Genomic DNA, 26568 nt, shown 5'->3' on the forward strand with positions numbered 1-26568 from the left:
TTTGTTAAATTGATGAACAAAAAACCCCGCACACTTGGCGGGGTTTGATCTATCCAGCAACATTGGGGTTACATTATTTTTTCTTCTTATTTTCAACCGGCGCGACCGTTTTTTCGATGATTTCGATCTTACCGCCTGCTTTTTCGACAGCGGCGCGGGCCGTTTTTGTCGCTTTTGAGATTTTCAGTTCAACTTTGGCTTTCAACTCGCCTTTGGTCAGCAGCTTGACGCCTGCTTTTTTGCGGCTGATGATTTTAGCGGCTACCAGTGTGTCTTCATCGATAGTTTTCTTGGAATCGATTTTCTTAGCGTCAATGGCAGCCTGAAGTTTTCCTGTTGTCAATTCGACGTAATGGACGCAGAATTTCTTGTTGTTGAAACCGCTTTTGGGCATGCGCATATGGAGCGGCATTTGGCCGCCTTCGTAGCCATTAATGGCAACGCCGGAGCGAGATTTCTGACCTTTTTGGCCGGAGCCAGAGGTCTTGCCTTTGCCAGAGCCGATACCGCGGCCAACGCGAATGCGGGCCTTTTTTGCGCCGTCATTGTTCTTGAGTTCATTGAGTTTCATGAGCTTGGTCCTTTTAAATCCTTTATGCCGCGTCTTCGACTTTAACCAGATGCTTGACTTTGTTGATCATGCCGCGCACGGAAGGCGTGTCTTCGAGTGTGCGGGTACGGTGCATCTTGTTGAGACCCAGACCGACCAATGTTGCACGCTGGTAGGCTTTGCGGCCGATGGGTGAACCTATTTGCGTTACGGTCACTGTCTTACCAGACGATGTTTTCTTAGCGGCAGGCTTTTGGGCGGGAGCTTTTTTAGGAACGTCCTTTTTAGCCGTCTCTTTTTGGGGAGCTGCTTTTGCTGCTGTTTCCTTCTTCGGATCTGCCTTTTTAGCCTTGGCAGGTTTCTTAGCGGCAGGCTTTTGGGCTGCCTCTTTTTGGGCAGGCGCTTTCTTAGCTGCAGACTTCTTCGTTTTTATTTCTTTTTCGTCGGCCATCATCCAACTCCTTTAAATTCAATTCTTTATTCTTCGCCCTTATTCTTCACCATGGGCTTCTTTGTCACCGCGACCTGAAACGACATCGCCAACTTTTTTATTGCGGCGAGAGGCTACGTGACGTGGGCTTTGCATCGCCTTAAGCCCTGCAAATGTCGCGTTGACCATGGAATACGGATTGTTTGAGCCAATTGCCTTGGCAACAACGTCCTGAATACCTACAGCTTCAAACACAGCGCGCATTGGACCACCAGCGATAATTCCTGTCCCTTGCGGAGCGGAGCGCATAAAGACTTTACCGGCACCATGACGGCCTTTTACATCGTGGTGAAGTGTACGACCTTCACGCAACGGTACGCGGATCATATTGCGCTTGGCTTGTTCGGTTGCTTTTTTAATCGCTTCGGGTACTTCGCGCGCCTTTGCGTGACCGTGGCCGACACGGCCTTTGCCGTCGCCTACAACCATTAAAGCAGCAAAGCCCATACGGCGGCCACCTTTCACGGTTTTAGCAACACGGTTAATGCCGACCAAACGTTCGGTAAATTCCGGTTCTTCGCGTTCTGCTTCTTGTCCTTGTCCACGAGCCATTTTTTTATTCGTCCTTTTTTTAACTTATTCCTAAAATAACAGTCCACCTTCACGGGCGCCATCAGCCAAGGCCTTCACGCGGCCATGATAGAGAAAACGTCCGCGGTCGAAGACCACCTTTTCAACACCGGCTTTTTTCGCGCGCCGGGCAACCAATTTACCAACTTCAGCAGCAGCCTGCGTATTTGCGCCGCCTTTTTTGAGCTTTTCTTTCATTTCCAGTTCAAGCGTAGAGGCCGCAGCCAATGTTACACCTTTGATGTCGTCAATCACTTGAGCGTAGATCTGCTTTCCTGAACGAAATATGGACAGGCGAGGGCGCGTTTCCCGCACACCAACACGGTCGATATTCACACGGCGAATTTTGTTGCGTGTGCGATACGTTCTGCGCTGAGCTGATGTTAATGCTTTTGACATTGTTTTAATCCTTACATCTATGCCTTATTTCTTTTTACCTTCTTTGCGGATGACATATTCATCCGCATAGCGAATTCCTTTGCCTTTGTATGGCTCAGGAGGTTTAAAACCACGGATTTTGGCTGCAACCTGACCGACCTGTTGTTTATCGATCCCGCTAATTTGAATGTCGGTCTGGCTGCCTTTGCCAGCTGCGTCTTCCATTTTTACGGTCACATATTCAGGAATATCATAACGCACTTCGTGTGAGAACCCCAAAGACAGAACCAGAGTCTTGCCTTGCAGATTTCCACGGTAACCAACGCCTTTGATTTCCAGCTTTTTGGTGTAGCCTTCACTGACTCCGACAACGATATTGTTGACCAGTGTGCGCATGGTCGGCCAAATCTGCCGTGCAAAACGGCTGTTTGACTTGGGTGCCAAGGTCACAACTTTGTCAGTCTTACCATCATCATTGGCGACATCTTCGATCTTGATGGACACTTCGTCGTGTACACGCAGTTCCAGCTGGCCAAGTTTACCCTTGGCTTTCACATCCTGACCGTTGACGCTGAGTTCAACGCCTTCAGGCAGTGTAATCGGTTGTTTTCCAATACGTGACATTGCTTTTCGTCCTTATTCCTAAAATACCTGACAGAGCACTTCGCCGCCGACATTGGCTGCGCGGGCACCGTGGTCTGTCATAAGCCCTTTGGGGGTTGAAACAATCAAAACACCCAGACCGTTGTAGTAACGCGGCATATCTTTTGCACCTTTGTAAATACGGCGGCCAGGCTTAGACACGCGAGTGATCTGGCGAATGACGCCGCGCCCTTCTGCATATTTCAGTTCAATGACCAAAACGGCCTTGTTGTTCTCACGCTCTTCTTTCTTGAACGCACGAATAAAGCCTTCATCCGCCAGTACCTTACAAACATTTTCGCGCAGTTTTGAATGCGGGCATTCAATTACGGATTTGCTTGCCATTTGCCCGTTACGGATGCGGGCCAGCATATCACCGAGAGGATCGCTCATGGACATAGGTCTTTTCTCCTCTTACCAACTGGATTTCGTTATGCCTGGCAGCTCACCACGAGAGGCCAGGTCCCGTAATGCAATACGGGAAAGATTTAACTTGCGGTAGTAACCACGCGGACGACCAGTCAGGGCACAGCGGTTACGCTGACGGATCTTCGCAGAGTTGCGCGGCAATTCCGCCAAAGCCAGAGTTGCCTGAAAACGTTCATCTGCAGGAGCATTCTGATCTTTGATGATTGCCTTAAGCTTGGCGCGTTGGCCTGCGTATTTCTTGACCAAACGGCTACGCTTTTTATCGCGCTCTATCATGCAAACTTTTGCCATTTCAACGTCGTCCTTTTCTTATTTCTTGAATGGGAGTTTAAACAAACGCAGCAACTCGCGAGCTTCTTCGTCTGTTTTGGCTGTCGTACAAATTACAATATCCATCCCGCGGATTTTATCGACCTTGTCGTAGTCGATCTCGGGAAAGATGATGTGTTCTTTAATTCCAACGGCGTAGTTGCCACGTCCGTCAAAGCTTTTATCGCTGATCCCGCGGAAGTCACGGACGCGTGGCAACGCGATGGTGACAAAACGGTCAAGGAATTCAAACATCTTCTGACGGCGCAAAGTGACTTTACAGCCGATTGCCTGACCGTCGCGAATTTTGAAAGATGCATTGGATTGCTTGGCTTTCGTGATTACAGGCTTTTGACCGGCGATCAGGCTCATGTCATTAGCCGCATTTTCGATGTGCTTGCGGTCCTGGGTCGCTTCACCGACACCCATATTCATGACAACTTTTACAAGCTGAGGAATTTCGTGTTTGTTTTTGTACTCGAATTTTTTCTGCATCGCAGGGACCACTTCGGTCTCATAAAATTCTTGCAAACGAGGTTTATATGCTGCTTTTGCCATTATTCCTACTCCACAGTCTCGCCGGATTTTTTCGCGACGCGGACTTTTTTGCCATCTTTCAATGTTTTGTAACCAACGCGGGTGGCTTTACCGGATTTTGGATCGGCAAGGGCCACGTTTGATACGTGAATAGACAGTTCTTTCGACTGAATGCCGCCAGCAGAAAACTGCGTGGGCTTTGCATGTTTTTTGACAACATTGACGCCCTGAACAATCACGCGGCGCTCTGTCGGCATGACCTTCAGAACTTCACCTTTGGCGCCTTTGTCTTTGCCGGTGAGGACAATGACAGAATCGCCTTTTTTGATTTTGAGTTTCGCACTTGCCATTTTAAAGCACCTCGCCAGCCAGAGAGATAATTTTCATGAAGCCCTTGGCGCGCAGTTCACGCGTTACGGGGCCAAAAATCCGTGTACCGACCGGCTCATTGTTATTATTGATGAGCACGCAGGCATTGGTGTCGAAACTGATTGTTTCGCCATAGGCGCGGTTAAGACCTTTTTTGGTACGCACAATGACAGCGCGCTGCACATTACCTTTTTGCACACGTCCACGAGGAATGGCTTCCTTAACGGAAACGATCACAATGTCGCCAACACTTGCCGTGCGGCGCTTGGAACCACCGAGGACTTTAATGCACTGCACCTGGCGGGCACCAGAGTTATCGGCTACTTCCATTCTGGATTGCATCTGAATCATGACTACTTATCTCCCTCTTTTGGGCCCTTCTTCTTTGCGGTTGTCTTTTTAGCAGCTGGCTTCTTAGCGGCGGGCTTCTTTTCTGCTTTTTTAGTCTCTTCCTTCTTAGGATCGGCTTTTTTAGAAGCAGGCTTCTTTTCTTCTTTCTTCGGCGCAGCAGCGGCATCGCCGGTGAAAAGTGTCCAGGTCTTGCGCTTGGAAATCGGGGCACATTCGATGATCTGAACACGATCGCCAACTTTTACAGCGTTGCTTTCATCATGCGCGGCATATTTGTCGGTTTTTTTAATGTATTTTTTGTAGAGCGGGTGCATGAAACGGCGTTCGACCAAAACCGTAATGGTCTTGTCCATTTTGTCGCTTACTACTTCACCTTCCAGAATACGTTTTGGCATTTTCTTCGTTTCCTTTATGCGGCTTTTTCTTTAGACGCTTTTGCCTTCTTTTTGGCGGATGCCTTTTGGGCGGCGGCCTTTTCTTCGGGCTTTGCGTTCATAAATGTTTTGATCCGCGCAATTGTGCGGCGGGTCTTACGGATCTCGGATGTGTTTTCAAAAGCGCCGTTGGCTTTTTGAAAGCGCTGGTTGAACTGCGCTTTCTTATTTTCCAGCAAGAGCTTTTTCAGCTCATCTGGCGTTTTTGTTTTCAGGTCTTCAGCTTTCATCTTATGCGGCCTCCTGGTTTACACCCACGCGGGTGATGAATTTTGTTTTCACAGGCAGCTTCATTGCGGCCAAAGCCAGAGCCTCACGCGCAACATCTTGCGTCACACCGTCAAGTTCAAACATAATGCGCCCAGGCTTAACACGCGCAGCCCAGTATTCAGGAGAGCCTTTACCTTTACCCTGACGAACCTCGAGAGGTTTTGCTGTTACGGGCACATCGGGGAAGATACGAATCCATACTTTTCCCTGACGTTTCATATGACGGGTAATTGCACGGCGCGCTGCTTCGATCTGGCGGGCCGTTATGCGATCGGGTGACAGGGCCTTCAAACCGTAGGCGCCGAATGCCAATGAATATCCACCTTTAGCATCTCCATGAATGCGGCCTTTGTGCTGCTTGCGGTGTTTAAACTTTTTAGGTGAGAGCATCGCTCTGGTTCCTTATTTTCTTAGGCAAAACACGCAAAAAGATCAATCACATGGACTTTTCTTACTTCGTAAGAGAGTTCCCATATGGACGCTTTATCTTTCGGCGTTTTCGCAGCGTTCAATTAGATTCTGGCGCTTTATATCCTGCCTACCATCAAGTTGCAAGAAAAAACTTGCCAAAACAAAGTTAGTTTCTCGGCGCACCGCCCTGAGCTTCAAGACGCTTGTCGCGGCCCATTGGATCGTGTTCCATGATATCGCCTTTATAGAGCCAGATTTTTACGCCGATAATTCCATAGGTTGTCAGCGCCTCGGCTGTTCCATAATCCAGATCAGCGCGCAGTGTGTGCAGCGGCACACGGCCTTCGCGATACCATTCGGTCCGGGCAATGTCAGCGCCGCCGAGGCGACCGGATACGTTAATGCGGATACCGCCTGCGCCCAAACGCATGGCGCTTTGGACAGCGCGCTTCATGGCGCGGCGGAAGGATACGCGGCGCTCAAGCTGCTGGGCAACGCCTTCGGCGGCCAGTTGTGCATCGAGCTCGGGCTTGCGTACTTCAACGATGTTCAAGGACACGTCGCCGCCTGCGCGAGCAGCGAGTTGGCTGCGCAGTTTTTCAATGTCCGCACCTTTTTTGCCGATAATCACGCCGGGGCGCGCCGTGTGAACGGTTACTTTGGTGTTTTTTGCCGCGCGCTCGACAATCACTTTCGAGATCCCGGCGGCCTTGAGATGCTCAAGGATGTATTCGCGGAGTTTAAGATCCTCAACCAGCTTTTCGGCATAGTCGCGGTTCGCATACCAGCGGCTGTCCCATGTGCGGTTTATCCCTACGCGCAGTCCAATTGGATTAACTTTCTGTCCCATGTTTTCTCCTATATCGCTATTATAATTCCGTGCCCGCAGGCTGTTGTTCTACTCTTATAAAATTACCGTCTTTGTTCTGTATCATATGACCGTTCACGCCATTTAAAATTTCTTCGCTGGTTGCCAAAACTTCGCTTCCGTCTATGAGAGAAACGGGAGCGGAGCTTGCAACAAGTTTCCAGACATCACCGTACACCCTCTCTTTTGTTTCAGCCTCTCCTAACCTTATAAGTTCGTCAATTCCCGCAACAGGGATGTCTACGAAGAATTCGTCCGATTTTCCATGTTTTCGAAATGAAATTTTTAACTCAGACATTCTTTACTCCTTGTTACGCAGTTTAACCCCTTTTAAGTCTATGCCTCTTCTGTTTCGCGCACGACAATCATCATGTTTGAGAATTTTTTCTCAATGCGTGCGGCGCGGCCACGGGCGCGGGCGCGGAAACGCTTCATTTTCAGTGTTTTACCGACGCTGGCTTCGGCTACGACCAGACGATCAACATCCAGACCGTGGTTGTTTTCCGCATTGGCGATTGCCGATTGCAACAGCTTGCGCACGTCGCCAGCCATGCGGCGATTGGAAAATTCCAGATCGATCAAAGCGCGACCGGCATTCTTGCCACGGATGGTTTGTGCAATCAGGTTGAGCTTTTGCGGCGAAGTCTGAAAATACTTCCCGTAAGCCATCGCTTCATTATCTTTAACGCGGCGTGCGTTTTTATCCTGTCCCATTGTCCTTAACCTTTCTTGGCTTTCTTGTCTGCGCCGTGACCGTGATATGTACGGGTCGGTGCGAATTCACCCAATTTATGACCGATCATCTGGTCGCTGATCACAACCGGAATGAACTTTTTGCCGTTGTGAACGCCGAATGTCAGGCCGACAAAGTTCGGCAAAATTGTGCTGCGGCGTGACCAAGTTTTGATCACCGTGTTTTTGCCGGCATTGCGAGCTTCCTCGACTTTTTTGAGGATGCTTTTTTCAACAAACGGGCCTTTCCATACACTGCGTGCCATGTCCTAGTTCTCCTTATTTCTTACGTCGGCGGATAATGTATTTATCCGTCGCTTTGTTCTTGCGTGTTTTATACCCTTTGGTCGGTACGCCCCACGGCGTCACAGGGTGACGACCACCGGATGTGCGGCCTTCACCACCACCATGCGGGTGATCAACCGGGTTCATCACAACGCCGCGAACATGCGGGCGTTTGCCTTTCCAGCGCTGACGACCGGCTTTACCGTCGTTGGTGTTCATATGATCGGGGTTGGATACAGCGCCAACAACGGCGATACAGTCGCCACGAACCACGCGCAGTTCGCCGGAGGAAAGTTTTACCTGCGCATAGCCCTGATCACGCCCGACGAGCTGGGCGAATGTTCCGGCAGAGCGGATCATCTGTGCACCTTTGCCGGGCTTCATTTCGATGTTGTGAATGATGGTTCCCACAGGCATGCGGCGCAAGGGCATCGCATTGCCGGGTTTTACATCCACTTTTTCACCGGCGATGATTTTATCACCGACATTGAGACGCTGTGGAGCAACGATGTAGCGTTTTTCCCCATCTGCATATGTGATCAGAGCGATAAAGGCTGTGCGGTTCGGGTCATATTCGAGGCGCTCGACTGTACCTTCGATGTCCCATTTGTCGCGCTTCCAGTCGATCATGCGGTAGCGGCGCTTGTGGCCTCCGCCGATGTGGCGGGAGGTAATGCGGCCTGCATTGTTGCGCCCGCCGGTCTTGGTCAAACCTTCGGTGAGGGTCTTTTCCGGCTTGCCCTTATACAGATCCTTGCGGTCAATTTGCACCAACTGGCGCTGACCTGGCGATGTGGGGTTATACTTCTTTAATGCCATTTTCTTCTTCCTTTATTCACCCGTTCTCGGCGGGCCACCATAGTTAAAATTCCTTATCAGAGGCTAAAGCCCAAAATGACTTTCGTAGTCTTGTTGTACCTCTCCTAAAAGACAGCACTCTACCGGACCCTCACCTTGCCGCGCATCTCTCGTAGCGGCAGCTACAAGACTGTCTGTAATGCCGAGTCCTTCACCACGCGCCGCATCATTTTGGATATCTCTCAATGCCAGCTGTTCTGCTGTTTTTCTTGCTGCTTTAACAAAACTCATCTTTTTTCTCCTTTACTCAGTTTAAACTCCGGTGCCTGTATCAATTGTCTGGCCATCTTCCAAGGTTACAATCGCTTTTTTGAAATCGGAGCGCTTGCCCATGATGCCTTTAAAGCGTTTGGTCTTACCCTTTTGAATGAGCGTATTGACAGCCTTGACCTTGACATCGAAGAGGGCTTCGACCGCTTCTTTGATTTCAGGCTTGGTTGCGTCTTTGGCGACTTTAAATGTCACCTGACCGTGCTCGGAACCCATTGTCGCTTTTTCCGTGATATGCGGCGCGATAACGGTGTTGTAGTTCTTGACGGTCGCTTCTTGTTTTTTTGCTTTTGCCATGGCCTTAACCTTTCAATTTCTCTGTGATGTCCTTGACGGCATCTTTTGTCAGCACCAGAACATCGCGGCGCAGGATGTCGTAAACATTTGCACCAGCGCTTGGCAATACATCTATGCGCGGCAGGTTGGCGGTGGCGCGGGCGAAATTGACGTCCACTTCCTTGCCGCCAACGATCAAGGCGTTGTCCAGTTCGAGCTTTTTCAGTGCTGCAGCCATCGGCTTGGTTTTGTGATCCTTGGCTTTGGCTTCATCCAGGATGATCAGCTTGCCTTGGGCAGCCTTGCTTGAAAGTGCTGATTTCATTGCCAATTGACGAATTTTCTTCGGCAATTGGATCGCGTGTGAGCGAACAACCGGACCATGGACAACAGCGCCGCCACGGTCGATATTGCGCTTCAGGTCGCCTGCGCGGGCACGGCCTGTGCCTTTTTGGCTCCAGGGTTTTTTACCGGTGCCGGACACTTCACAACGTGTTTTGGCTTTGTGATTGCCAGAGCGGCGCGCCGCCAGTTGGTAATTCACCATCTGGTGCAAAATGTCCTGACGGACTTCGGCGCCAAAGATGTCTTTATCAAGCGTAATTTCGCCTGAAGCTTTACCATCCAATGTTTTGACTGCGATTTTCATCTCTTAGTCTTCCTTCTTTTCTGAAGTTTCTTCAGTTTTTGTTTCTTCAGCCGGAGCTTCTTCTTTAGCAGCTTGAGGCTTGGCAGTTTCTTTCAAACCGGCGGGAAACGGTGCGTCTTTATGCGCAGGCTTCTTAACCGCATCATTGATCAGAACCCATCCCTGTTTTGCGCCGGGGACTGCGCCCTTAACCAAAATCAAACCGTCTTCTTCATCAACAGCAACGATTTGCAGATTTTGTGTTGTCACGCGTTCATCGCCAAGGTGACCGGCCATTTTCTTGCCTTTAAAGACCCGGCCCGGTTCCTGACACTGGCCGGTTGAGCCGTGCGCACGGTGGGAAACCGACACGCCGTGCGAAGCCCGCAGACCGCCGAAGTTGTGGCGCTTCATCCCGCCGGCGAAGCCTTTACCCTTGGACGTTGCCGTGACATCAACAAACTGACCGGAGACAAAGTGGTTCACGCTGAGCTGCGCGCCGATTTCGAGGAGGTTCTCATTGGCAACGCGGAATTCCACGACTTTTTTCTTTGGCTCGATTTTTGCCTTGGCAAACACACCACGATTGGCCTTGGATGTCCGCTTGATCTTGGCTTTACCCGCACCGAGCGCGACAGCGCTATAGCCGTCTTTTTCTTCGGTGCGCACGCCTACAACCTGACACTCATCGAGCTTTAATACTGTTACAGGCACATGACGGCCATCCTCGTCAAAAATGCGAGTCATGCCTTCCTTACGTGCAATCAGTCCTGTTCTTTGTCTTTCAACACTCATTTTCTTTTCCTTCCCAGAGGTTGGCCTTAAGTAACCAACGTAGAGTCAAAACAATCCATTATTTTAAGCGGCTTGCATCTGGCCAATCTTGATTTCAACGTCCACGCCTGCGGGCAAATCAAGCTTCATCAAAGCGTCGATTGTCTGCGGAGTGGGGTCAATTACATCTAAAAGTCTTTTGTGAGTCCGCATTTCGAACTGCTCTTGCGAGTTTTTGTTCACGTGCGGAGAGCGAATGACAGAAAACTTTGTAATACGGTTGGGCAAAGGCACCGGACCACGTACAGAAGCGCCGGTGCGCTTTGCGGTGTTCAGGATCTCGCTGCTGGCGGTATCCAGAATGCGATGATCAAATGCCTTTAATGTGATCCGAATGCTTTGCGCGTCCATAACTTTGTTTCCTTCTTACGCTTTAATCACTTACTCGACGATTTTGGAGACGACGCCGGCACCGACGGTGCGGCCGCCTTCGCGGATTGCAAAGCGCAGACCTTCGCTCATCGCGACAGGCGCGATCAGCTCGACTTCCATACCGTTGATGTTATCGCCGGGCATCACCATCTCGGTGCCGCTTGGCAACGTCACTTCACCGGTCACGTCCGTCGTTCTGAAGTAGAACTGCGGGCGATACTTCGTAAAGAATGGTGTGTGACGACCGCCTTCATCCTTCGACAGAATGTAGGCTTCGGCCATGAATTTCTTGTGCGGCGTGATCGAGCCGGGCTTACACAAAACCTGACCGCGCTCAACTTCCTCACGCTTGGTCCCGCGCAGCAAGACACCAACATTGTCACCGGCTTCGCCGCGATCAAGCAGCTTGCGGAACATTTCAACGCCCGTGCAGACAGTCTTTTGCGTGTCGCGGATACCAACGATTTCAATCTCGTCGTTCACATTGATCACGCCTTGCTCAATACGACCCGTAACAACCGTTCCACGGCCGGAAATCGAGAATACGTCTTCAACAGGCATCAGGAAGTCTTTGTCAATTTCACGCGCAGGTGTCGGAATATATTCATCGACAGCCTTGAGCAGCTCAACAATCGAATTCTCACCAATCTCAGGATCGCGCCCTTCCACAGCAGCCAAAGCCGAGCCTTTGATAATCGGAATTTCATCGCCGGGGAATTCATAGGAAGAGAGCAATTCACGCACTTCCATCTCAACCAGCTCCAGCAATTCTTCATCGTCAACCTGGTCGACCTTGTTCAGGTACACCACCAGAGCAGGAACGCCCACCTGACGCGCCAGCAAGATGTGCTCACGGGTCTGCGGCATCGGACCGTCAGCCGCGTTCACAACCAAAATCGCACCGTCCATCTGCGCCGCACCCGTGATCATGTTCTTCACATAGTCCGCGTGGCCCGGGCAGTCCACATGCGCATAGTGGCGCTTGTCCGTCTCGTACTCAACATGAGCCGTCGAAATCGTGATCCCGCGCGCTTTTTCCTCAGGCGCCTTGTCGATCTTGTCAACGCTCTCACCATTGCCATACTTCTTCGCAATCGCCGCCGTCAGCGTCGTCTTACCATGGTCAACGTGACCAATCGTACCAATATTCGCATGCGGCTTGTTTCTTTCAAATTTTTCCTTGCTCATTTTTCAATGCTCCTTTTTAAAAACTATTAAATTCTTATAGGTTCCCGCTTTCTCGGGAATTTACTCGCTCTAAGCTCCTAAACTTTCTTTCACTTCCGCCGCCACATTTGCCGGAACCGGTTCGTAGTGGTCGAACTGCATCGTATATTGCGCGCGGCCTTGCGACATTGAGCGCAATGTATTGATATAGCCGAACATGTTGGCCAGCGGCACGTGCGCGTCGATGACTTTTGCGTTTCCGCGATCACCCATGCCCGCCACCTGACCGCGGCGAGAGTTCAAGTCGCCGATAATGTCGCCCATATATTCTTCAGGGGTCACCACTTCAACCTTCATCATGGGCTCAAGCAATTGCGGGCCGGCCTTTTGCATCGCTTCTTTAAACGCGGCTTTGGCGGCAATTTCAAAGGCCATGACAGAGGAGTCAACATCGTGATAGGCACCGTCCACCAGCGTGGCTTTGAAGTCGACAACCGGGAAGCCCGCGATAATGCCGGTTTCCTTGGCCATTTGCAGACCTTTTTCAACGCCGGGAATGTATTCTTTCGGTACGTTTCCGCCAACGACCTTGCTTTCGAATGAGAAGCCTTCGCCAGCTTCGGCAGGTTCAAAAACCATGTCGATTTTCGCGAACTGACCGGAGCCACCCGTTTGTTTTTTGTGGGTGTAGGACAGTTCGGTGACTTTGGTGATTGTCTCACGATAGGCTACTTGCGGCGCACCGATATTCGCTTCGACTTTAAATTCGCGCTTCATGCGGTCGACAAGAATGTCGAGGTGCAGTTCACCCATACCGGCAATGATGGTTTGACCGGATTCATGGTCAACCTTGACGCGGAAGGACGGGTCTTCTGCGGCCAAACGTTGCAGGGCTTGTGACATTTTTTCCTGGTCAGCCTTGGTTTTTGGCTCGACGGCAATTTCGATCACCGGCTCAGGGAATTCCATGCGCTCAAGCACAACCGGCTTATCTTTATCGCAAAGTGTGTCACCGGTCGTTGTATCTTTCATGCCCACGAACGCTACGATGTCACCGGCATGGGCGATAGAAAGCTCTTCGCGGTTATTTGAGTGCATCAAGAGCATCCGGCCCACACGTTCGCGCTTGTCTTTTACAGAGTTCATGACGTAGGAACCGGATTCGATGGTCCCGGAATATATACGCGCAAATGTCAAAGAGCCGACAAACGGGTCGTTCATGATTTTAAAGGCCAGCGCAGAGAATGGCGCAGCGTCATCAGGCGCACGGGTTTCCGGTTCGTCAGAGTCAACCTTATGCCCCTTTACCGCGCCGATGTCCAACGGAGACGGCAAATATTCGACAACAGCATCGAGCATCGGCTGAACGCCTTTGTTCTTGAACGCCGTTCCGCACATGACAGGAACGAATGCGCCCGCGATCGTGCCTTTACGGATGCATTTTTTCAAGGTTTCCTCATCGGGTTCATTGCCTTCGAGGTAGGCTTCCATGGCCGCATCATCTTGTTCAACAGCCAGTTCAACCAGCTTTTCGCGGTACTCAGCAGCTTTGTCAGCCAGATCGGCCGGGATATCTTCGTAAGCATATGTCGCGCCCAGCGCCTCGCCGTCCCAGACAACGGCCTTCATGCGCACAAGATCCACATGGCCGACATAATTGTTTTCGGCACCGATCGGAAGCTGGATTACGCAAGGCACAGCGCCGAGGCGATCAATGATCATATCAACTGTGTTGTAAAAATCTGCGCCGATTTTATCCATTTTGTTCACGAAACACATGCGCGGCACATGGTATTTATCAGCCTGACGCCACACGGTTTCGGTTTGCGGCTCAACGCCGGCGTTCGCATCAAACACGGCAATCGCGCCGTCAAGCACGCGCAAGGAGCGCTCAACCTCAATTGTGAAGTCCACGTGGCCCGGCGTGTCGATAATATTCAGGCGAAAACGCTGACCAGAGAACGGACCGTCCTTCGGCGCGTCCCAGAAGGTGGTGGTCGCAGCAGAGGTAATCGTGATGCCACGTTCCTGCTCCTGCTCCATCCAGTCCATGGTGGCCGCACCATCATGCACTTCACCAATTTTGTGGGACTTACCGGAATAAAACAAAATACGCTCGGTCGTTGTGGTTTTACCCGCATCGATGTGCGCCATAATGCCGAAGTTCCGGTAGTTCTCAATTGCGTGTTCGCGTGTCATTTTCAGTTTCCAGTTAGCGGTTAATCAGTTAGCGGTTTACCAGCGGTAATGCGCGAAGGCTTTGTTGGCCTCAGCCATTTTATGCGTATCGTCACGTTTCTTAACGGCGTTGCCACGCTCATTGGCTGCATCAAGCAATTCGCTCGCCACGCGATCCACCATTGTGTTTTCACTGCGTTTGCGGGCGGCATCGATAATCCAGCGCATAGCCAGCGCCATGGCGCGATCGTGACGGACCTCGACAGGCACCTGATATGTCGCACCACCAACGCGCCGTGATCGCACTTCAAGTTTCGGTTTTACGTTTTTCAGAGCATTGTGGAACAGGGCCAGGCCCTTGCTCTTCATCGCAACGGCGACATCACCTTCACCGGAGTTCCCTTCGTCAGAAGATTTATTATCGTTACCAGCTTTGGTTTCGAGAATATCAATCGCTTTATAGACGATCCCTTCCGCGATCGATTTTTTACCATCGACCATCAAATTATTGATGAATTTCGAAAGGACCAGATCCGCGAATTTCGGATCGGGCAAGATTTCTCGTTTTTCTGCTCTGCGTCTTCTGCTCATTGTTTTTACCTATCTATTTAATTCCACAAATATCTGGACCATAAATTTCTAAATACTCTCGCACTGCTGCCGTATAATTCTCATGGCGAGGCGCATAAACACTATCCAACTCCAAGCGTTGTTCTGCATTAAGCCCCCCGAGAGCCACAGCCGCCGTGTGCTGCGCCACAATATCCATACCCTGTTCAAAATGTTTGTACTCAGACATCTTTAAAAACCACTCCTATTTCGGACGTTTCGCGCCGTAGCGTGAACGGGCCTGTTTACGATCTTTAACGCCTTGGGTATCGAGCGTTCCACGAATAATGGTGTAGCGCACACCGGGCAAGTCTTTCACACGACCGCCACGCACAAGAACAACGGAGTGCTCCTGCAAATTGTGACCTTCACCGGGAATGTAGCAAATCACTTCCAAGCCTGTCGTCAAACGCACCTTGGCGACCTTACGCAAAGCGGAGTTCGGTTTCTTCGGCGTTGTTGTATAAACGCGGGTGCAGACGCCGCGGCGTTGCGGGTTGCTTTTCAGCGCCCGGTTTTTCTTTGCTTTTACAACTTTTTGTCTCGGCTTGCGCACGAGCTGTTGAATAGTTGGCATATTTCTAAAGCCTCTTTTTAAATCTCATTTTTAAGGATGGCTGCATATAGCGTCAGAAAGACACGCAAGTCCAGAACTTTTTTTCACAAAGTGAAAAGGACTTTTTATTGCAGAGCATCCTGTTTCTTTCAGGATGTTGCACCAAACGGGTTCAAACCCTTAAGGCCCAACAGATTCTGGCGGGAATATAGGAGGAATCGATTCCGGCGTCAAGGGTTTATTTTACGAATCATCGGGGCTGATCTGGTTCAGTGTTTTTGGACAAATCAACTGGCCATGTATTTGAGGTTTTAGGCCTCGTCACATGCATGTTTTCAACCTCGTATAAAGCTCCGATTTTCCATGCATCTAAGCACCTGTGGGAAGCCAGTGGTGCAATGGCACTTCCTTGCGGGTCGACCGCTTCTATAAAATCTTTTGCCGCATCATAGGACTTAAAGCACATAAAACCGGCGGCGGCGCTTGTAAATTCAGCGCTTATGCGCGGGATGTTAAAGCTGTGCGTCTCTGTCTCCACTTGCCCCGCTCCATTCGGAAGAACTTCAAATATATACGGCTTTACCGTCACCTCAAGGCCCAGATAGAGGGCCTGCGGCAGTTTTTTTTCCTGTTCCTGTGCGGTGCGAACAAGAGCCTTGATCTTTGAAAGCACCGGCAGAACAAAGTTATTTTCCGCGCCGGATTGCTGCGCTATCCCTTCAAAGAAGGAAAAACCCATATGTTCGACCAAAGAGGCAAAATCTGGAATGTCTATTGAGAGTTGTTCCGGATCTGCGCTTATTTCCTTTAAGGTTTTTTCATTGAGGATGCTCATTAACGGCCCTTTTTGTGTGCTGTAGGAATGCGCGTTTTTAGTAGCTCCATTGTTATATGTCAATAAATAAACAAAAAGGGGCTGCAAAGCCCCTTTTCTTATATTTTTACGATTGACCGGTTTGGTTTAACCGTTGGCGGCTTCTTTGGCCTCTTCTTCGGGCGCGGACGTATCAGCGGCGGAAAGCGCGGCGGCGTCATTGGCACCTTCGAGGATTTCCTCTTCAGGCTGGGGCTGGCTATCCAGGATCACCTGATCCCGCTCGGCCGCGATGCGTTTAACGCCCGCAGTATAAGCACCTGTCCCAGCCGGGATGAGGCGGCCAACAATGACGTTTTCTTTCAGTCCAAACAGCTTGTCGACCTTGCCTTGTACGGCAGCTTCGGTCAGAACGCGTGTTGTTTCCTGGAAGGACGCGGCCGAGATAAAGCTGCGCGTTTGCAGAGATGCTTTGGTGATCCCCTGCAGAACGGGCTTGCCAACCGGCGGGCGCTTACCTTCAGATTCGTATTTGGCGGTGATCTCGTCGAATTCACTGCGCTCGACATGTTCTCCGACAAGGAATGTCGAGTCGCCGACTTCGGTGATTTCAACCTTTTGCATCATCTGGCGTACAATCACCTCGATATGCTTGTCGTTGATTTTCACCCCTTGCAGGCGATAAACATCCTGCACTTCATTGGTGAGGTAGTCTGCCAAGGCTTCCACGCCCATAACATCGAGGATGTCGTGCGGCACCAGAGCCCCGTCGAGGATCGGGTCGCCTTTGCGGACGAAGTCACCTTCATGCACGGCCAGGTGACGCCCCTTCGGCACAAGATATTCGCGCGGTTCGCCATCATCGGTGTTGGCCGGCTTCACAGCGATGCGGCGCTTGGACTTATAGTCTTTTCCGAATTCAACGTAACCATCGATCTCGGAAATGACGGCGAAGTCTTTGGGCATGCGGGCTTCGAACAGCTCGGCCACGCGCGGCAGACCGCCGGTAATGTCACGGGTTTTCGATGTCTCACGCGGAATACGTGCGATGATGTCACCCGCTTTGACTTCCTGCTCATTTTCGGCACTCAAAATCGTATCCACAGACAGATAGTAGTTCGCAGGCAAGCCGTTTGGCAGGTTAATCACTTTACCTTTCTTATCGAGCAGGCTGATGCGTGGTTTCAGATCGCCGCCTTTTGGCTGGGAACGCCAGTCGATAATTTTCTTGGATGTAATCCCTGTTGCTTCATCAACATCGTCAGTGACGGAAACGCCGTCAACGAGATCGAAATAGTGGGCCACACCGTCTTTTTCGGTGATGACAGGCAATGTGTATGGGTCCCATTCGGCCATTTTGTCGCCGGCTTTGACCTTTTTGCCATCCTCGACCAGAAGTTTTGCACCGTATGGAACGCGGTGCGTGGCTTTTTCGTGGCCTTTTTTGTCTTTCAGGACAATTTCGGTATTGCGGCCCATGACGATGGTGAGCCCTTCCGAGTTTTTTACAACGTTTTGATTGCGCACTTCGATGGTGGCATCGATGTTGGCATCAACATGAGAACGCTCGGCACCTTTTTGCGCCGCACCGCCAATGTGGAAAGTTCGCATTGTCAGCTGCGTACCAGGCTCGCCGATAGATTGCGCCGCCATAACGCCGATCGCTTCGCCGATATTGACCTCGGTGCCGCGGGCCAAATCCCGGCCGTAACATTTGGCGCAGATGCCGTTATGTTCGCCTTCACAGGTCAGGACAGAGCGAACGAGCACTTCATCAATTCCGGCGGTTTCGATTGCTTCGGTATTGTTTTCATCAAACATTTCGGCGGCTTTAACGATTGTATTACCGTCAAGCGGGTTGATGACATCGACAGAGGCGCAACGGCCCATGATACGTTCGGACAAGGATACTACCACGTCAGCACCGTTCATGACTGCGCGCATAGAAATGCCTTTTTCCGTGCCGCAATCTTCTTCGGTAACGATGGCATCCTGGGCCACGTCAACAAGGCGGCGGGTCAGGTAACCGGAGTTGGCTGTTTTCAGAGCCGTATCGGCCAGACCTTTACGCGCACCGTGCGTGGAGTTGAAGTATTCCAGCACGGACAGACCTTCTTTAAAGTTTGAGATAATCGGCGTTTCGATAATCTCACCAGACGGCTTGGCCATCAAGCCGCGCATCCCGGCGAGCTGGCGGATCTGCGCTGCAGATCCCCGTGCTCCGGAGTGAGCCATCATGTAAACGGCATTGAGGTTGCCGCTTTCTATATTAGAGATTTTGCTCATCATCGCGTCGGCTACGTCATCGGTACATTTCGACCAGATATCAACGACCTTGTTGTATTTCTCACCTTTGGTGATCAGACCGTCTTGATATTGCTGCTCAAATTCCTTGACCTTGTCATTGGCTTCACCAACCAGTTTCTGCTTCTCATCGGGGATGATGAGGTCGTCTTTACCGAAGGAAATCCCAGCGATACACGCATAGCGGAAGCCGAGCTTCATCAAACGGTCAGCGAAGATCACAGTGTCTTTCTGGCCGCAGTGACGATAGGATTCCTCGATCACACAGGAGAGTTCTTTTTTGGTCAGAACCTGGTTGATCATGGAAAACGGAAGTTCCGGATGGCGCGGCAAGAGATCAGAGATTAAAATCCGACCCGGAGTCGATTCAACGATTTCTGTTTTCGGGTCACCATTTTCGTCAACTGTGTGATAACGGCACTTAATTTTTGCGTGCAGGGAGAGTACTTTTTGTTCCAAGGCATGGGTAATTTCACCTGCGCCGCGGAAGATCATACCTTCGCCGGGTTCGCCATCGCGCGCCAATGACAAATAATACAGACCCAGAATAATATCCTGCGTCGGCACAATCACGGGTTTGCCGTTTGCGGGCGAAAGGATGTTGTTGGTTGCCATCATCAAGCAGCGCGCTTCAAGCTGGGCTTCAATGGATAGCGGCACGTGAACGGCCATCTGGTCACCGTCAAAGTCGGCGTTGAAGGCGGTACATACCAGCGGATGTAAGTTGATCGCCTTACCTTCGATCAGTACAGGTTCGAAGGCCTGGATTCCAAGTCGGTGGAGCGTTGGCGCGCGGTTAAGCATCACCGGGTGTTCGCGGATGACTTCTTCGAGGATATCCCAAACTTCGGGGCGCTCTTTTTCAACCATTTTTTTGGCAGCCTTGACCGTGGAGGCCATGCCGTAAAGTTCAAGTTTGTGGTAGATGAAGGGCTTGAACAGCTCGAGCGCCATTTTCTTCGGAATACCGCACTGGTGCAGTTTCAGCTCAGGACCGACCACGATGACGGAACGGCCAGAATAGTCGACGCGTTTTCCGAGCAAGTTCTGGCGGAAACGGCCCTGTTTCCCTTTGAGCATGTCAGAAAGAGATTTCAACGGGCGTTTGTTGGCGCCGGTAATGACGCGGCCACGGCGACCGTTATCGAAGAGTGCATCCACGGATTCCTGGAGCATGCGTTTTTCGTTCCGGACGATAATGTCGGGGGCGCGCAGTTCGATCAGGCGTTTCAGGCGGTTGTTGCGGTTGATAACGCGACGATACAGATCGTTCAAATCAGACGTTGCAAAACGGCCACCATCCAAAGGCACCAGCGGGCGTAGTTCGGGCGGCAGCACGGGAATGATATCGAGGATCATCCATTCAGGGCGCGCGCCGGATTCGAGGAAGCTGTCGAGCAGTTTCAGGCGCTTGACGAGTTTCTTGCGTTTGGCTTCGGAGCCGGTTTCGCGTAGATCTTCTTCGACCTGCACCTTGATTTCTTCCAGATCGAGACTGGAGAGAATTTCCTTCATGGCCTCGGCGCCGATACCGGCGCGGAAATTATCTTCGCCGTATTCGTCCTGCGCGGCGTAGTATTCTTCTTCGTTCAAAAGCTGGTATTGCTTGAGCGGGGTCATGCCCGGTTCGACGACAATGAAGTTTTCGAAATACAATACGCGCTCAAGGTCCTTAAGTGTCATGTCCATAATCAAGCCGATGCGCGATGGCAAGGATTTCAAGAACCAGATGTGAGCGACCGGGCTGGCCAGGTCGATGTGGCCCATGCGCTCGCGGCGGACTTTGGTCAGGGTGACTTCAACGCCACATTTTTCGCAGATGATGCCTTTATATTTCATACGCTTGTATTTGCCGCACAGACATTCGTAATCCTTGATTGGGCCAAAGATGCGCGCGCAGAACAGACCGTCTTTTTCCGGCTTGAAGGTCCGATAGTTAATCGTCTCAGGCTTTTTGACCTCACCGAACGACCAGCTGCGGATTTGCTCCGGGCTTGCAATCGAAATACGGATGGAGTCAAAAGACTGCGGCCCTGTCGGCTGGCCAAAGAGGTTCATGAGTTCGTTCATTTTTCGTGCTCCTTAATTTGGGCTAATTTTTATATCTTTACTCGTGGCAAATGACAGTCAGATTACCTGCTGCCTGAAGTGCATTAACTTGTTCTGGCGAACCGCGCCCTGAATAAACAGCTTGCTCACCATCAAAATTAGTCATATGCAACTCAGATATATTTTCCAATAGCGTTGCCGCTTCTTCATCATCTGGTCTTGCTATTACGCTAAAAACTTGTTGCATTACTAGCTCCCGCTTGACTGTTTCAAATCGACATTGAGGCATAGGGCCTTCAATTCCTTGGTCAGAACGTTGAAGGATTCCGGAATACCGATTTCGAAGTTGTCTTCGCCGCGGACGATGGACTCGTAAACTTTGGAGCGACCGGCCACGTCATCGGACTTGACGGTGAGCATTTCCTGCAAGGTGTAAGCCGCGCCGTAAGCCTGCAGAGCCCAAACCTCCATCTCTCCGAAGCGCTGACCCCCGAACTGGGCTTTACCGCCCAGCGGTTGTTGCGTGACCAGAGAGTACGGCCCGATGGAGCGGGCGTGGATTTTATCATCCACCAAGTGGTGCAGTTTAAGCATGTACATGTAGCCCACGGTCACATCGCGGTGGAAGTAATCTCCGGTGCGGCCATCGATCAGGCGGACCTGACCGGAGGTTTTGAGACCGGCTTTTTCGAGCAGCTCGGAGATGTCGGCATCGTGCGCCCCGTCAAAGACAGGCGTGGCCATCGGCACGCCTTCGCGCAAATTGCCTGCCATTTCGACGAGTTCCTTATCATCAAGCTTGGAGACCTTGCCTTTGTACTCGCTGTCACCGTAAGCGTCTTCGAGCTTGGCTGTGAGTTTTTTCTTCTCGGCGTCGCTCATTTTCTTATTGGACTGGAAGGCATCGATGATTTCACCGATCTGGCGGCCCATAGAAGCCGCAGCCCAGCCAAGGTGGGTTTCAAGGATCTGCCCCACATTCATCCGTGAAGGCACGCCAAGCGGGTTGAGCACGATGTCAACGGGCGTTCCGTCTTCGGTGTAGGGCATGTCTTCTTGCGGGATCACTTTCGAGACCACCCCTTTGTTTCCGTGACGACCGGCCATTTTGTCACCGGGCTGCATTTTACGTTTCACAGCCACGAAGACCTTGACCATCTTCATTACACCCGGAGGCAGTTCGTCACCCCGCTGGAGTTTTTCGACTTTATTCTCGAAACGCTCCTTGATGTTGTCAACCGCATCGTCAAACGTTCTGGACATGGCTTCGATTTCTTCCATGCGTTTTTCGTTTTCAATGGCGATCTGACGCCACAGACCGCGTTTCTCGATAGCGTCGATGTCAGCGGCAGTAAGCTTCGTGCCTTTTTTCAGTTTGGCATCTTTCGGCGCGCTTGCGACCGTGTTGCCAATCAGGATGTCGCGCAGACGGCCATAGAAGCCGTCTTCCAGAATACGGCGTTCGTCGTCGCGGTCTTTGGCGAGGCGTTCGATTTCCTGCGCCTCGATGGACAAGGCGCGAGCATCTTTATCGACGCCACGGCGGTTAAATACGCGCACATCGACGATGGTGCCAACAGCGCCGGGTGGCAGACGTAGAGATGTATCCTTCACATCGGCGGCTTTTTCACCAAAGATGGCGCGCAGGAGTTTTTCTTCCGGCGTCATCGGGCTTTCGCCTTTTGGCGTAACCTTACCGACGAGAATATCACCGGGGCCGACTTCAGCGCCGATATGCACGATCCCGGCTTCGTCAAGGTGGCGTAGAGCCTCTTCCCCGACATTCGGGATGTCACGGGTGATTTCTTCGGTGCCCAGCTTGGTGTCGCGGGCCATGACTTCGAATTCCTCAAGGTGGATTGAGGTGTAAACGTCATCACGCACGATGCGCTCGGATACGAGGATGGAATCTTCGTAGTTGTAGCCATTCCAGGGCATGAAGGCGACGAGGATGTTTTTCCCCAGCGCCAGTTCACCCATATCGGTTGACGGACCATCGGCGATGATGTCACCAGCCTTCACCTTATCACCTACCTTCACCAGAGGTTTCTGGTTGATACAGGTGCTTTGGTTTGAACGCTGGAATTTCGCGAGCTTGTAAATGTCCACAACCGGTTCATCCGCGTGCAGTTCTTCCGTGGCCTGAACCACGATCCGCGTGGCATCAACCTTGGTCACCACACCAGCGCGGCGTGCAGAGACAGCAGCGCCAGAATCACGAGCCACAGTGCCCTCCATGCCTGTTCCGACGATCGGGGCAGAAGATTTGAGCAACGGCACAGCCTGGCGCATCATGTTGGAGCCCATCAGCGCACGGTTGGCATCATCGTTTTCCAAGAACGGGATAAGGGATGCGGCCACAGACACCATTTGCTTCGGCGACACGTCGATAAATTCGATTTGGTCAGGCGGAGTCATTTCGTTTTCACCGGCGCGGCGACATGATACGAGGTCGTTGAGAAACTTGCCGGATTTATCGAGTTGTGAGTTGGCCTGAGCGATTGTCCATTTTGCCTCTTCCATCGCAGACATGTAGACCACTTCGTCGGTGACTTTGCCATTTTCAACGCGACGATAGGGGCTTTCGATGAAACCATACTGGTTGACGCGGGCAAAGGTGGCCAGAGAGTTGATCAAACCGATGTTCGGACCTTCGGGCGTTTCAATCGGGCAAATGCGGCCATAGTGAGTCGGGTGCACGTCGCGGACTTCAAAGCCTGCGCGTTCGCGGGTCAGACCGCCGGGACCGAGTGCTGAAAGGCGGCGTTTGTGCGTAATTTCCGAGAGCGGGTTGGTCTGGTCCATGAACTGGGAGAGCTGGGATGAGCCAAAGAACTCACGCACAGCGGCTTGCGCCGGTTTAGAGTTGATCAGATCGTGCGGCATGTAGGTGTCGATTTCAACGGAAGACATACGCTCACGAATTGCGCGCTCCATACGCAGCAGGCCGATGCGGATCTGGTTTTCCATCAATTCACCAACAGAGCGTACGCGGCGGTTACCGAGGTTGTCAATGTCATCGACTTCGCCCTGACCGTCTTTCAATCCGTGGAGATATTTTAGAATGGCGAGAATGTCGGCTTTTTCAAGTACGCGGAACTGGTCGTCCGCTTCGAGATCGAGGCGCGCATTCATTTTGACACGGCCAACCGGCGAGAGGTCATAACGTTCAGGATCAAAGAAGAGTGACTGGAACAGCGCATCGGCAGATTCAACCGTTGGCGGCTCACCGGGGCGCATGACACGATAAATATCGATGAGCGCTTCTTCACGTGTATCGCATTTATCAATCAGCATTGTATTGCGGATATAAGGCCCGACATTGAGGTGGTCGATTGCCAAAATCGGCAATTCCTTGATTCCGGCTTCATTGATGGCGGCCAAATCTTCTTCGGTGATTTCGTGGCCGGCTTCATGGGTAACCTGACCGGTTTTGGCGTCAAACAGGTCGGCGGCCAAATACTGACCGACCAATTGCTCTGCAGAAACCAGAATATCTTTCAGACCATCTTCAACAAGCTTTTTTGCTTTACGTGGTGTGATTTTATCACCCTCTTCGGCGACGACCTTGCCGGTTTTAGCATCAATAAGATCCGCCACCAATTTTACGCCGCGCATTGCTTCTGGATTGAATGATGTTTTCCAGCCCTTTTTATCTTTGTTATAGATGCGCGTTTCATAAAATGTGCTCAAGATTTCTTCATTGGCCATGCCTTGAATCATCAACGGATCCACCTGCTCATCATTTTCTTCACATTGCTGACGGTAGGTGGCTGTTTCCACACCATCAAGAGCACGTAAAAGCGTTGTGACCGGCAATTTACGACGGCGGTCAATGCGCACATACATGTGGTCCTTGGCATCGAACTCGAAGTCTAGCCAAGACCCACGGTAGGGAATAACGCGCGCTGCAAACAGATATTTACCAGAGGTGTGGGTTTTGCCGCCATCATGGTCGAAAAACACGCCCGGAGAGCGGTGCATTTGAGAAACGATGACGCGCTCCGTACCGTTGACCACAAATGTACCGTTTTGGGTCATCAGCGGCATATCAACGAGATAGACATCTTGTTCTTTAATGTCGCGGATAGAGCGCAGGCCGGTATCTTCATCAACATCGAAGACAGACAAGCGAAGCGTAACGCGCAGCGGCGCAGCATAAGTCATGCCGCGAGTCTGGCATTCTTCGACATCGTATTTTGGCGCTTCGAGTTCATATTTCACAAAGTCGACTTCCGCTTTATCGGAGAAGTCCTTGATCGGGAAAACTGTGGCGAGAACTTCCTGCAGACCTTGCAGCGTACGGTCTTCGGCGGGGATACCATCTTGTAGGAACAATTCATAAGAATGGCGCTGAACTTCAATCAGATTCGGCATTTCAGCAACTTCATTAATGCGGCCATAACTGCGGCGAACGCGCTTGCGGCCGGTAAAGCTTTCAATATTGTTTGCCGGTGGAATTTTAGCTGATGATTGTTTGTTTGTTTTAGTCGTGGTTTTTGCTGCGCTCATGATCGATCCCGTCTTTCAATCTTTTAAAAATCTTTACAAGTGCTTTAAGCTTTTTGTCTGCAATGCGCTGGGCAAAAGGCAAAAATCCAAAGCATAAACCCACCAGCATCCTTTCCCTTTAAGCAGAAAGGCTGAAAGTGGTTAAAACTTACCGCAAGCCCAAGGCTAAAGCGGAAATCCCAAAATATTCAAACTGGGTTTTCAATGTCATTCCCGAAAGTTTGATGGATATATGGCCTACACGAACCGCCTTGTCAAGCGCCGAATAGCAAAAAAGCATTCCCCGCTAAAAAGTGCGGGAAATGCTTTTGATGTAAATAAGGCGTCCTTATTTAAGAGCGACGCTTGCGCCAGCTTCTTCAAGTTTTTTCTTGATTTCTTCGGCTTCGTCTTTTTTCGCACCTTCTTTGATGTTACCACCAGCTTCAACAAGGTCTTTAGCTTCTTTCAAGCCAAGGCCTGTGATTGCGCGGACTTCTTTGATCACAGCGATTTTGTTACCACCAGCCGATTCAAGAACAACATCAAATGAGTCTTTTTCTTCTGCGGCGCCAGCGGCATCACCGCCAGCAACGGCAGCGACAGCAACGGGCGCTGCAGCAGCGGCTGTTACACCCCACTTGTCTTCAAGCAATTTTGAGAGTTCAGCAGCTTCCAAAACAGACAGTTCTGAGAGTTGTTCAACAATTTTTTCCAGATTAGCAGCCATAATTTTTCTCCTTATATATAGCTAAAATTTAAAATTCCTACTCGCCTTTTTCTCCATAGGCTTTCGTAACACCAACAAGCTCGCGTGCCGGCGCCTGCATCAGTCCAGCCAGTTTCGTGGCCGGGGCCTGCAACAGACCAACAAGCTTGGAGCGAACTTCATCAAGGCTTGGCAATTTCGCCAACGCCTCAATCCCTGCGGCATCCAGGACCAGCTCACCCAGAGCCCCTCCGAGGATGATCAATTTATCATTGCCCTTGGCAAATTTATAAGCGGCTTTCGCGGCAGCTACAAAGTCCTGAGACGTCGCAACGCCGGTCGGTCCTGTGAACATGTCGCTGATCGCTTCAAATTTTGTGCCTTTAAGCGCAATTTTTGCCAATGTGTTCTTGGTGACTTTAAACGAAGCACCTTCGCTGCGCAGACCGGCGCGCAGGTCAGCCATTTCTTTAACAGTCAGGCCGGAATAATGTGTCACAACAACCAATTCATCATTGGCGAAACGCTCATTCAGAGACTGTATTTCTGTTTTTTTCTGTGCGCGACTCATGCCCATCGCTTTTCTCCTTAAATTCCAGATCCCCGCTGTTTAAGCTCACTTTGTTCGCCGCAGGGATAACGGCGTGTGAGAATAAAAAAGTGGCCCCTTTGATTTCCAAAGAGCCACCCATCCGAATAAATGAAATAATAAATCTGCAACGCAGACCAGTGTTTTTCACTCTATCTATGCAGGACTTATAGATGCCTACAATCTCGGACAGGTTGTATATCGGGGCCGACAATTAAAGCTTTATCATCGGCCCGTCA

34 protein-coding genes are annotated in these 26568 nt (G+C 51.0%); all 34 read right to left on the reverse strand.

The genetic code is table 11. The features are described 5' to 3' along the window. Positions 1 to 73: 73 nt before the first annotated feature. The 34 genes from H6859_07155 to rplJ all read right to left on the reverse strand — a co-directional run bounded on the left by H6859_07155 (position 74) and on the right by rplJ (position 26311). On the reverse strand, positions 74 to 571 hold the full coding sequence (locus H6859_07155) for a 50S ribosomal protein L15 (GenBank protein ID USO04931.1): 498 nt from the start codon (positions 569 to 571) through the stop codon (positions 74 to 76). A gap of 22 nt (positions 572 to 593) precedes the next feature. Continuing rightward, entirely contained in the window at positions 594 to 1001 is a 408-nt protein-coding gene (gene rpmD / locus H6859_07160; GenBank protein USO04932.1) for a 50S ribosomal protein L30, read from the reverse strand. Between the two features lie 39 nt (positions 1002 to 1040). Further along, positions 1041 to 1592 (reverse strand): 30S ribosomal protein S5, encoded by a 552-nt coding sequence (gene rpsE, locus H6859_07165; protein ID USO04933.1) that lies wholly within the window; start codon positions 1590 to 1592, stop codon positions 1041 to 1043. Between the two features lie 30 nt (positions 1593 to 1622). Then, positions 1623 to 2009: a 50S ribosomal protein L18 gene (rplR, locus tag H6859_07170; GenBank protein ID USO04934.1), complete on the reverse strand. Its 387-nt coding sequence runs from the start codon at positions 2007 to 2009 to the stop codon at positions 1623 to 1625. A 24-nt stretch (positions 2010 to 2033) separates the two neighbouring features. Continuing rightward, positions 2034 to 2612, reverse strand: coding sequence for a 50S ribosomal protein L6 (gene rplF, locus H6859_07175; GenBank protein ID USO04935.1), 579 nt, complete (start codon positions 2610 to 2612; stop codon positions 2034 to 2036). An 18-nt stretch (positions 2613 to 2630) separates the two neighbouring features. After that, positions 2631 to 3029 (reverse strand): 30S ribosomal protein S8, encoded by a 399-nt coding sequence (gene rpsH / locus H6859_07180; protein USO04936.1) that lies wholly within the window; start codon positions 3027 to 3029, stop codon positions 2631 to 2633. 15 nt (positions 3030 to 3044) lie between these two features. Then, the gene (gene rpsN / locus H6859_07185) at positions 3045 to 3350 is read right to left on the reverse strand and encodes a 30S ribosomal protein S14 (GenBank protein ID USO04937.1); all 306 of its coding nucleotides are present in this window, start codon (positions 3348 to 3350) and stop codon (positions 3045 to 3047) included. An 18-nt stretch (positions 3351 to 3368) separates the two neighbouring features. Beyond that, positions 3369 to 3926 (reverse strand): 50S ribosomal protein L5, encoded by a 558-nt coding sequence (rplE, locus tag H6859_07190; GenBank protein ID USO04938.1) that lies wholly within the window; start codon positions 3924 to 3926, stop codon positions 3369 to 3371. A gap of 5 nt (positions 3927 to 3931) precedes the next feature. Beyond that, positions 3932 to 4255 (reverse strand): 50S ribosomal protein L24, encoded by a 324-nt coding sequence (gene rplX, locus H6859_07195; protein ID USO04939.1) that lies wholly within the window; start codon positions 4253 to 4255, stop codon positions 3932 to 3934. Between the two features lies 1 nt (position 4256). Continuing rightward, positions 4257 to 4625 carry a 50S ribosomal protein L14 gene (gene rplN, locus H6859_07200; protein ID USO04940.1) on the reverse strand — a complete coding sequence of 123 codons (369 nt, stop codon included), beginning with the start codon at positions 4623 to 4625 and terminating at the stop codon, positions 4257 to 4259. A gap of 2 nt (positions 4626 to 4627) precedes the next feature. Beyond that, positions 4628 to 5020 (reverse strand): 30S ribosomal protein S17, encoded by a 393-nt coding sequence (gene rpsQ, locus H6859_07205; GenBank protein ID USO04941.1) that lies wholly within the window; start codon positions 5018 to 5020, stop codon positions 4628 to 4630. Positions 5021 to 5034: 14 nt separating this feature from the next. Further along, on the reverse strand, positions 5035 to 5289 hold the full coding sequence (gene rpmC / locus H6859_07210; GenBank protein ID USO04942.1) for a 50S ribosomal protein L29: 255 nt from the start codon (positions 5287 to 5289) through the stop codon (positions 5035 to 5037). 1 nt (position 5290) lies between these two features. After that, a complete protein-coding gene (gene rplP, locus H6859_07215) occupies positions 5291 to 5719 on the reverse strand; it encodes a 50S ribosomal protein L16 (GenBank protein USO04943.1) in 429 nt (142 codons plus the stop codon). A 187-nt stretch (positions 5720 to 5906) separates the two neighbouring features. Beyond that, entirely contained in the window at positions 5907 to 6590 is a 684-nt protein-coding gene (rpsC, locus tag H6859_07220) for a 30S ribosomal protein S3 (GenBank protein ID USO04944.1), read from the reverse strand. 19 nt (positions 6591 to 6609) lie between these two features. Beyond that, the gene (locus H6859_07225; protein ID USO04945.1) at positions 6610 to 6906 is read right to left on the reverse strand and encodes a hypothetical protein; all 297 of its coding nucleotides are present in this window, start codon (positions 6904 to 6906) and stop codon (positions 6610 to 6612) included. A gap of 38 nt (positions 6907 to 6944) precedes the next feature. Beyond that, entirely contained in the window at positions 6945 to 7322 is a 378-nt protein-coding gene (gene rplV / locus H6859_07230; protein USO04946.1) for a 50S ribosomal protein L22, read from the reverse strand. Positions 7323 to 7327: 5 nt separating this feature from the next. Further along, positions 7328 to 7606: a 30S ribosomal protein S19 gene (gene rpsS, locus H6859_07235; protein ID USO04947.1), complete on the reverse strand. Its 279-nt coding sequence runs from the start codon at positions 7604 to 7606 to the stop codon at positions 7328 to 7330. Positions 7607 to 7619: 13 nt separating this feature from the next. Next, a complete protein-coding gene (gene rplB, locus H6859_07240; GenBank protein USO04948.1) occupies positions 7620 to 8444 on the reverse strand; it encodes a 50S ribosomal protein L2 in 825 nt (274 codons plus the stop codon). A 63-nt stretch (positions 8445 to 8507) separates the two neighbouring features. After that, positions 8508 to 8714, reverse strand: coding sequence for a hypothetical protein (locus H6859_07245; GenBank protein ID USO04949.1), 207 nt, complete (start codon positions 8712 to 8714; stop codon positions 8508 to 8510). A 21-nt stretch (positions 8715 to 8735) separates the two neighbouring features. Continuing rightward, on the reverse strand, positions 8736 to 9050 hold the full coding sequence (locus tag H6859_07250; GenBank protein ID USO04950.1) for a 50S ribosomal protein L23: 315 nt from the start codon (positions 9048 to 9050) through the stop codon (positions 8736 to 8738). A 4-nt stretch (positions 9051 to 9054) separates the two neighbouring features. After that, positions 9055 to 9678 (reverse strand): 50S ribosomal protein L4, encoded by a 624-nt coding sequence (gene rplD / locus H6859_07255; protein USO04951.1) that lies wholly within the window; start codon positions 9676 to 9678, stop codon positions 9055 to 9057. Between the two features lie 3 nt (positions 9679 to 9681). Further along, a complete protein-coding gene (gene rplC / locus H6859_07260) occupies positions 9682 to 10452 on the reverse strand; it encodes a 50S ribosomal protein L3 (protein USO04952.1) in 771 nt (256 codons plus the stop codon). Between the two features lie 63 nt (positions 10453 to 10515). Beyond that, complete coding sequence (gene rpsJ, locus H6859_07265) at positions 10516 to 10842, reverse strand: 30S ribosomal protein S10 (GenBank protein USO04953.1); 327 nt, start codon at positions 10840 to 10842, stop codon at positions 10516 to 10518. Between the two features lie 30 nt (positions 10843 to 10872). Then, entirely contained in the window at positions 10873 to 12051 is a 1179-nt protein-coding gene (gene tuf, locus H6859_07270) for an elongation factor Tu (GenBank protein USO04954.1), read from the reverse strand. A 69-nt stretch (positions 12052 to 12120) separates the two neighbouring features. Then, on the reverse strand, positions 12121 to 14229 hold the full coding sequence (gene fusA / locus H6859_07275) for an elongation factor G (protein ID USO04955.1): 2109 nt from the start codon (positions 14227 to 14229) through the stop codon (positions 12121 to 12123). 36 nt (positions 14230 to 14265) lie between these two features. Next, complete coding sequence (rpsG, locus tag H6859_07280) at positions 14266 to 14799, reverse strand: 30S ribosomal protein S7 (GenBank protein ID USO04956.1); 534 nt, start codon at positions 14797 to 14799, stop codon at positions 14266 to 14268. A 13-nt stretch (positions 14800 to 14812) separates the two neighbouring features. After that, positions 14813 to 15007, reverse strand: a complete 195-nt coding sequence (locus H6859_07285) for a hypothetical protein (protein ID USO04957.1) — start codon at positions 15005 to 15007, stop codon at positions 14813 to 14815. Between the two features lie 15 nt (positions 15008 to 15022). Continuing rightward, positions 15023 to 15394, reverse strand: coding sequence for a 30S ribosomal protein S12 (locus tag H6859_07290; protein USO04958.1), 372 nt, complete (start codon positions 15392 to 15394; stop codon positions 15023 to 15025). A 229-nt stretch (positions 15395 to 15623) separates the two neighbouring features. Further along, positions 15624 to 16208 carry a hypothetical protein gene (locus H6859_07295; GenBank protein ID USO04959.1) on the reverse strand — a complete coding sequence of 195 codons (585 nt, stop codon included), beginning with the start codon at positions 16206 to 16208 and terminating at the stop codon, positions 15624 to 15626. Positions 16209 to 16334: 126 nt separating this feature from the next. Continuing rightward, a complete protein-coding gene (gene rpoC, locus H6859_07300; GenBank protein USO04960.1) occupies positions 16335 to 20561 on the reverse strand; it encodes a DNA-directed RNA polymerase subunit beta' in 4227 nt (1408 codons plus the stop codon). A gap of 37 nt (positions 20562 to 20598) precedes the next feature. After that, positions 20599 to 20787: a hypothetical protein gene (locus H6859_07305; protein USO04961.1), complete on the reverse strand. Its 189-nt coding sequence runs from the start codon at positions 20785 to 20787 to the stop codon at positions 20599 to 20601. Between the two features lie 2 nt (positions 20788 to 20789). Next, positions 20790 to 25052 (reverse strand): DNA-directed RNA polymerase subunit beta, encoded by a 4263-nt coding sequence (gene rpoB, locus H6859_07310; GenBank protein USO04962.1) that lies wholly within the window; start codon positions 25050 to 25052, stop codon positions 20790 to 20792. Positions 25053 to 25380: 328 nt separating this feature from the next. Then, a complete protein-coding gene (gene rplL, locus H6859_07315; protein USO04963.1) occupies positions 25381 to 25761 on the reverse strand; it encodes a 50S ribosomal protein L7/L12 in 381 nt (126 codons plus the stop codon). Positions 25762 to 25798: 37 nt separating this feature from the next. Beyond that, positions 25799 to 26311, reverse strand: a complete 513-nt coding sequence (gene rplJ / locus H6859_07320; GenBank protein ID USO04964.1) for a 50S ribosomal protein L10 — start codon at positions 26309 to 26311, stop codon at positions 25799 to 25801. Between the last annotated feature and the right edge of the window lie 257 nt (positions 26312 to 26568).

It is taken from the genome of Rhodospirillales bacterium (assembly GCA_023898785.1).
Lineage (GTDB): Bacteria > Pseudomonadota > Alphaproteobacteria > Micavibrionales > Micavibrionaceae > TMED27.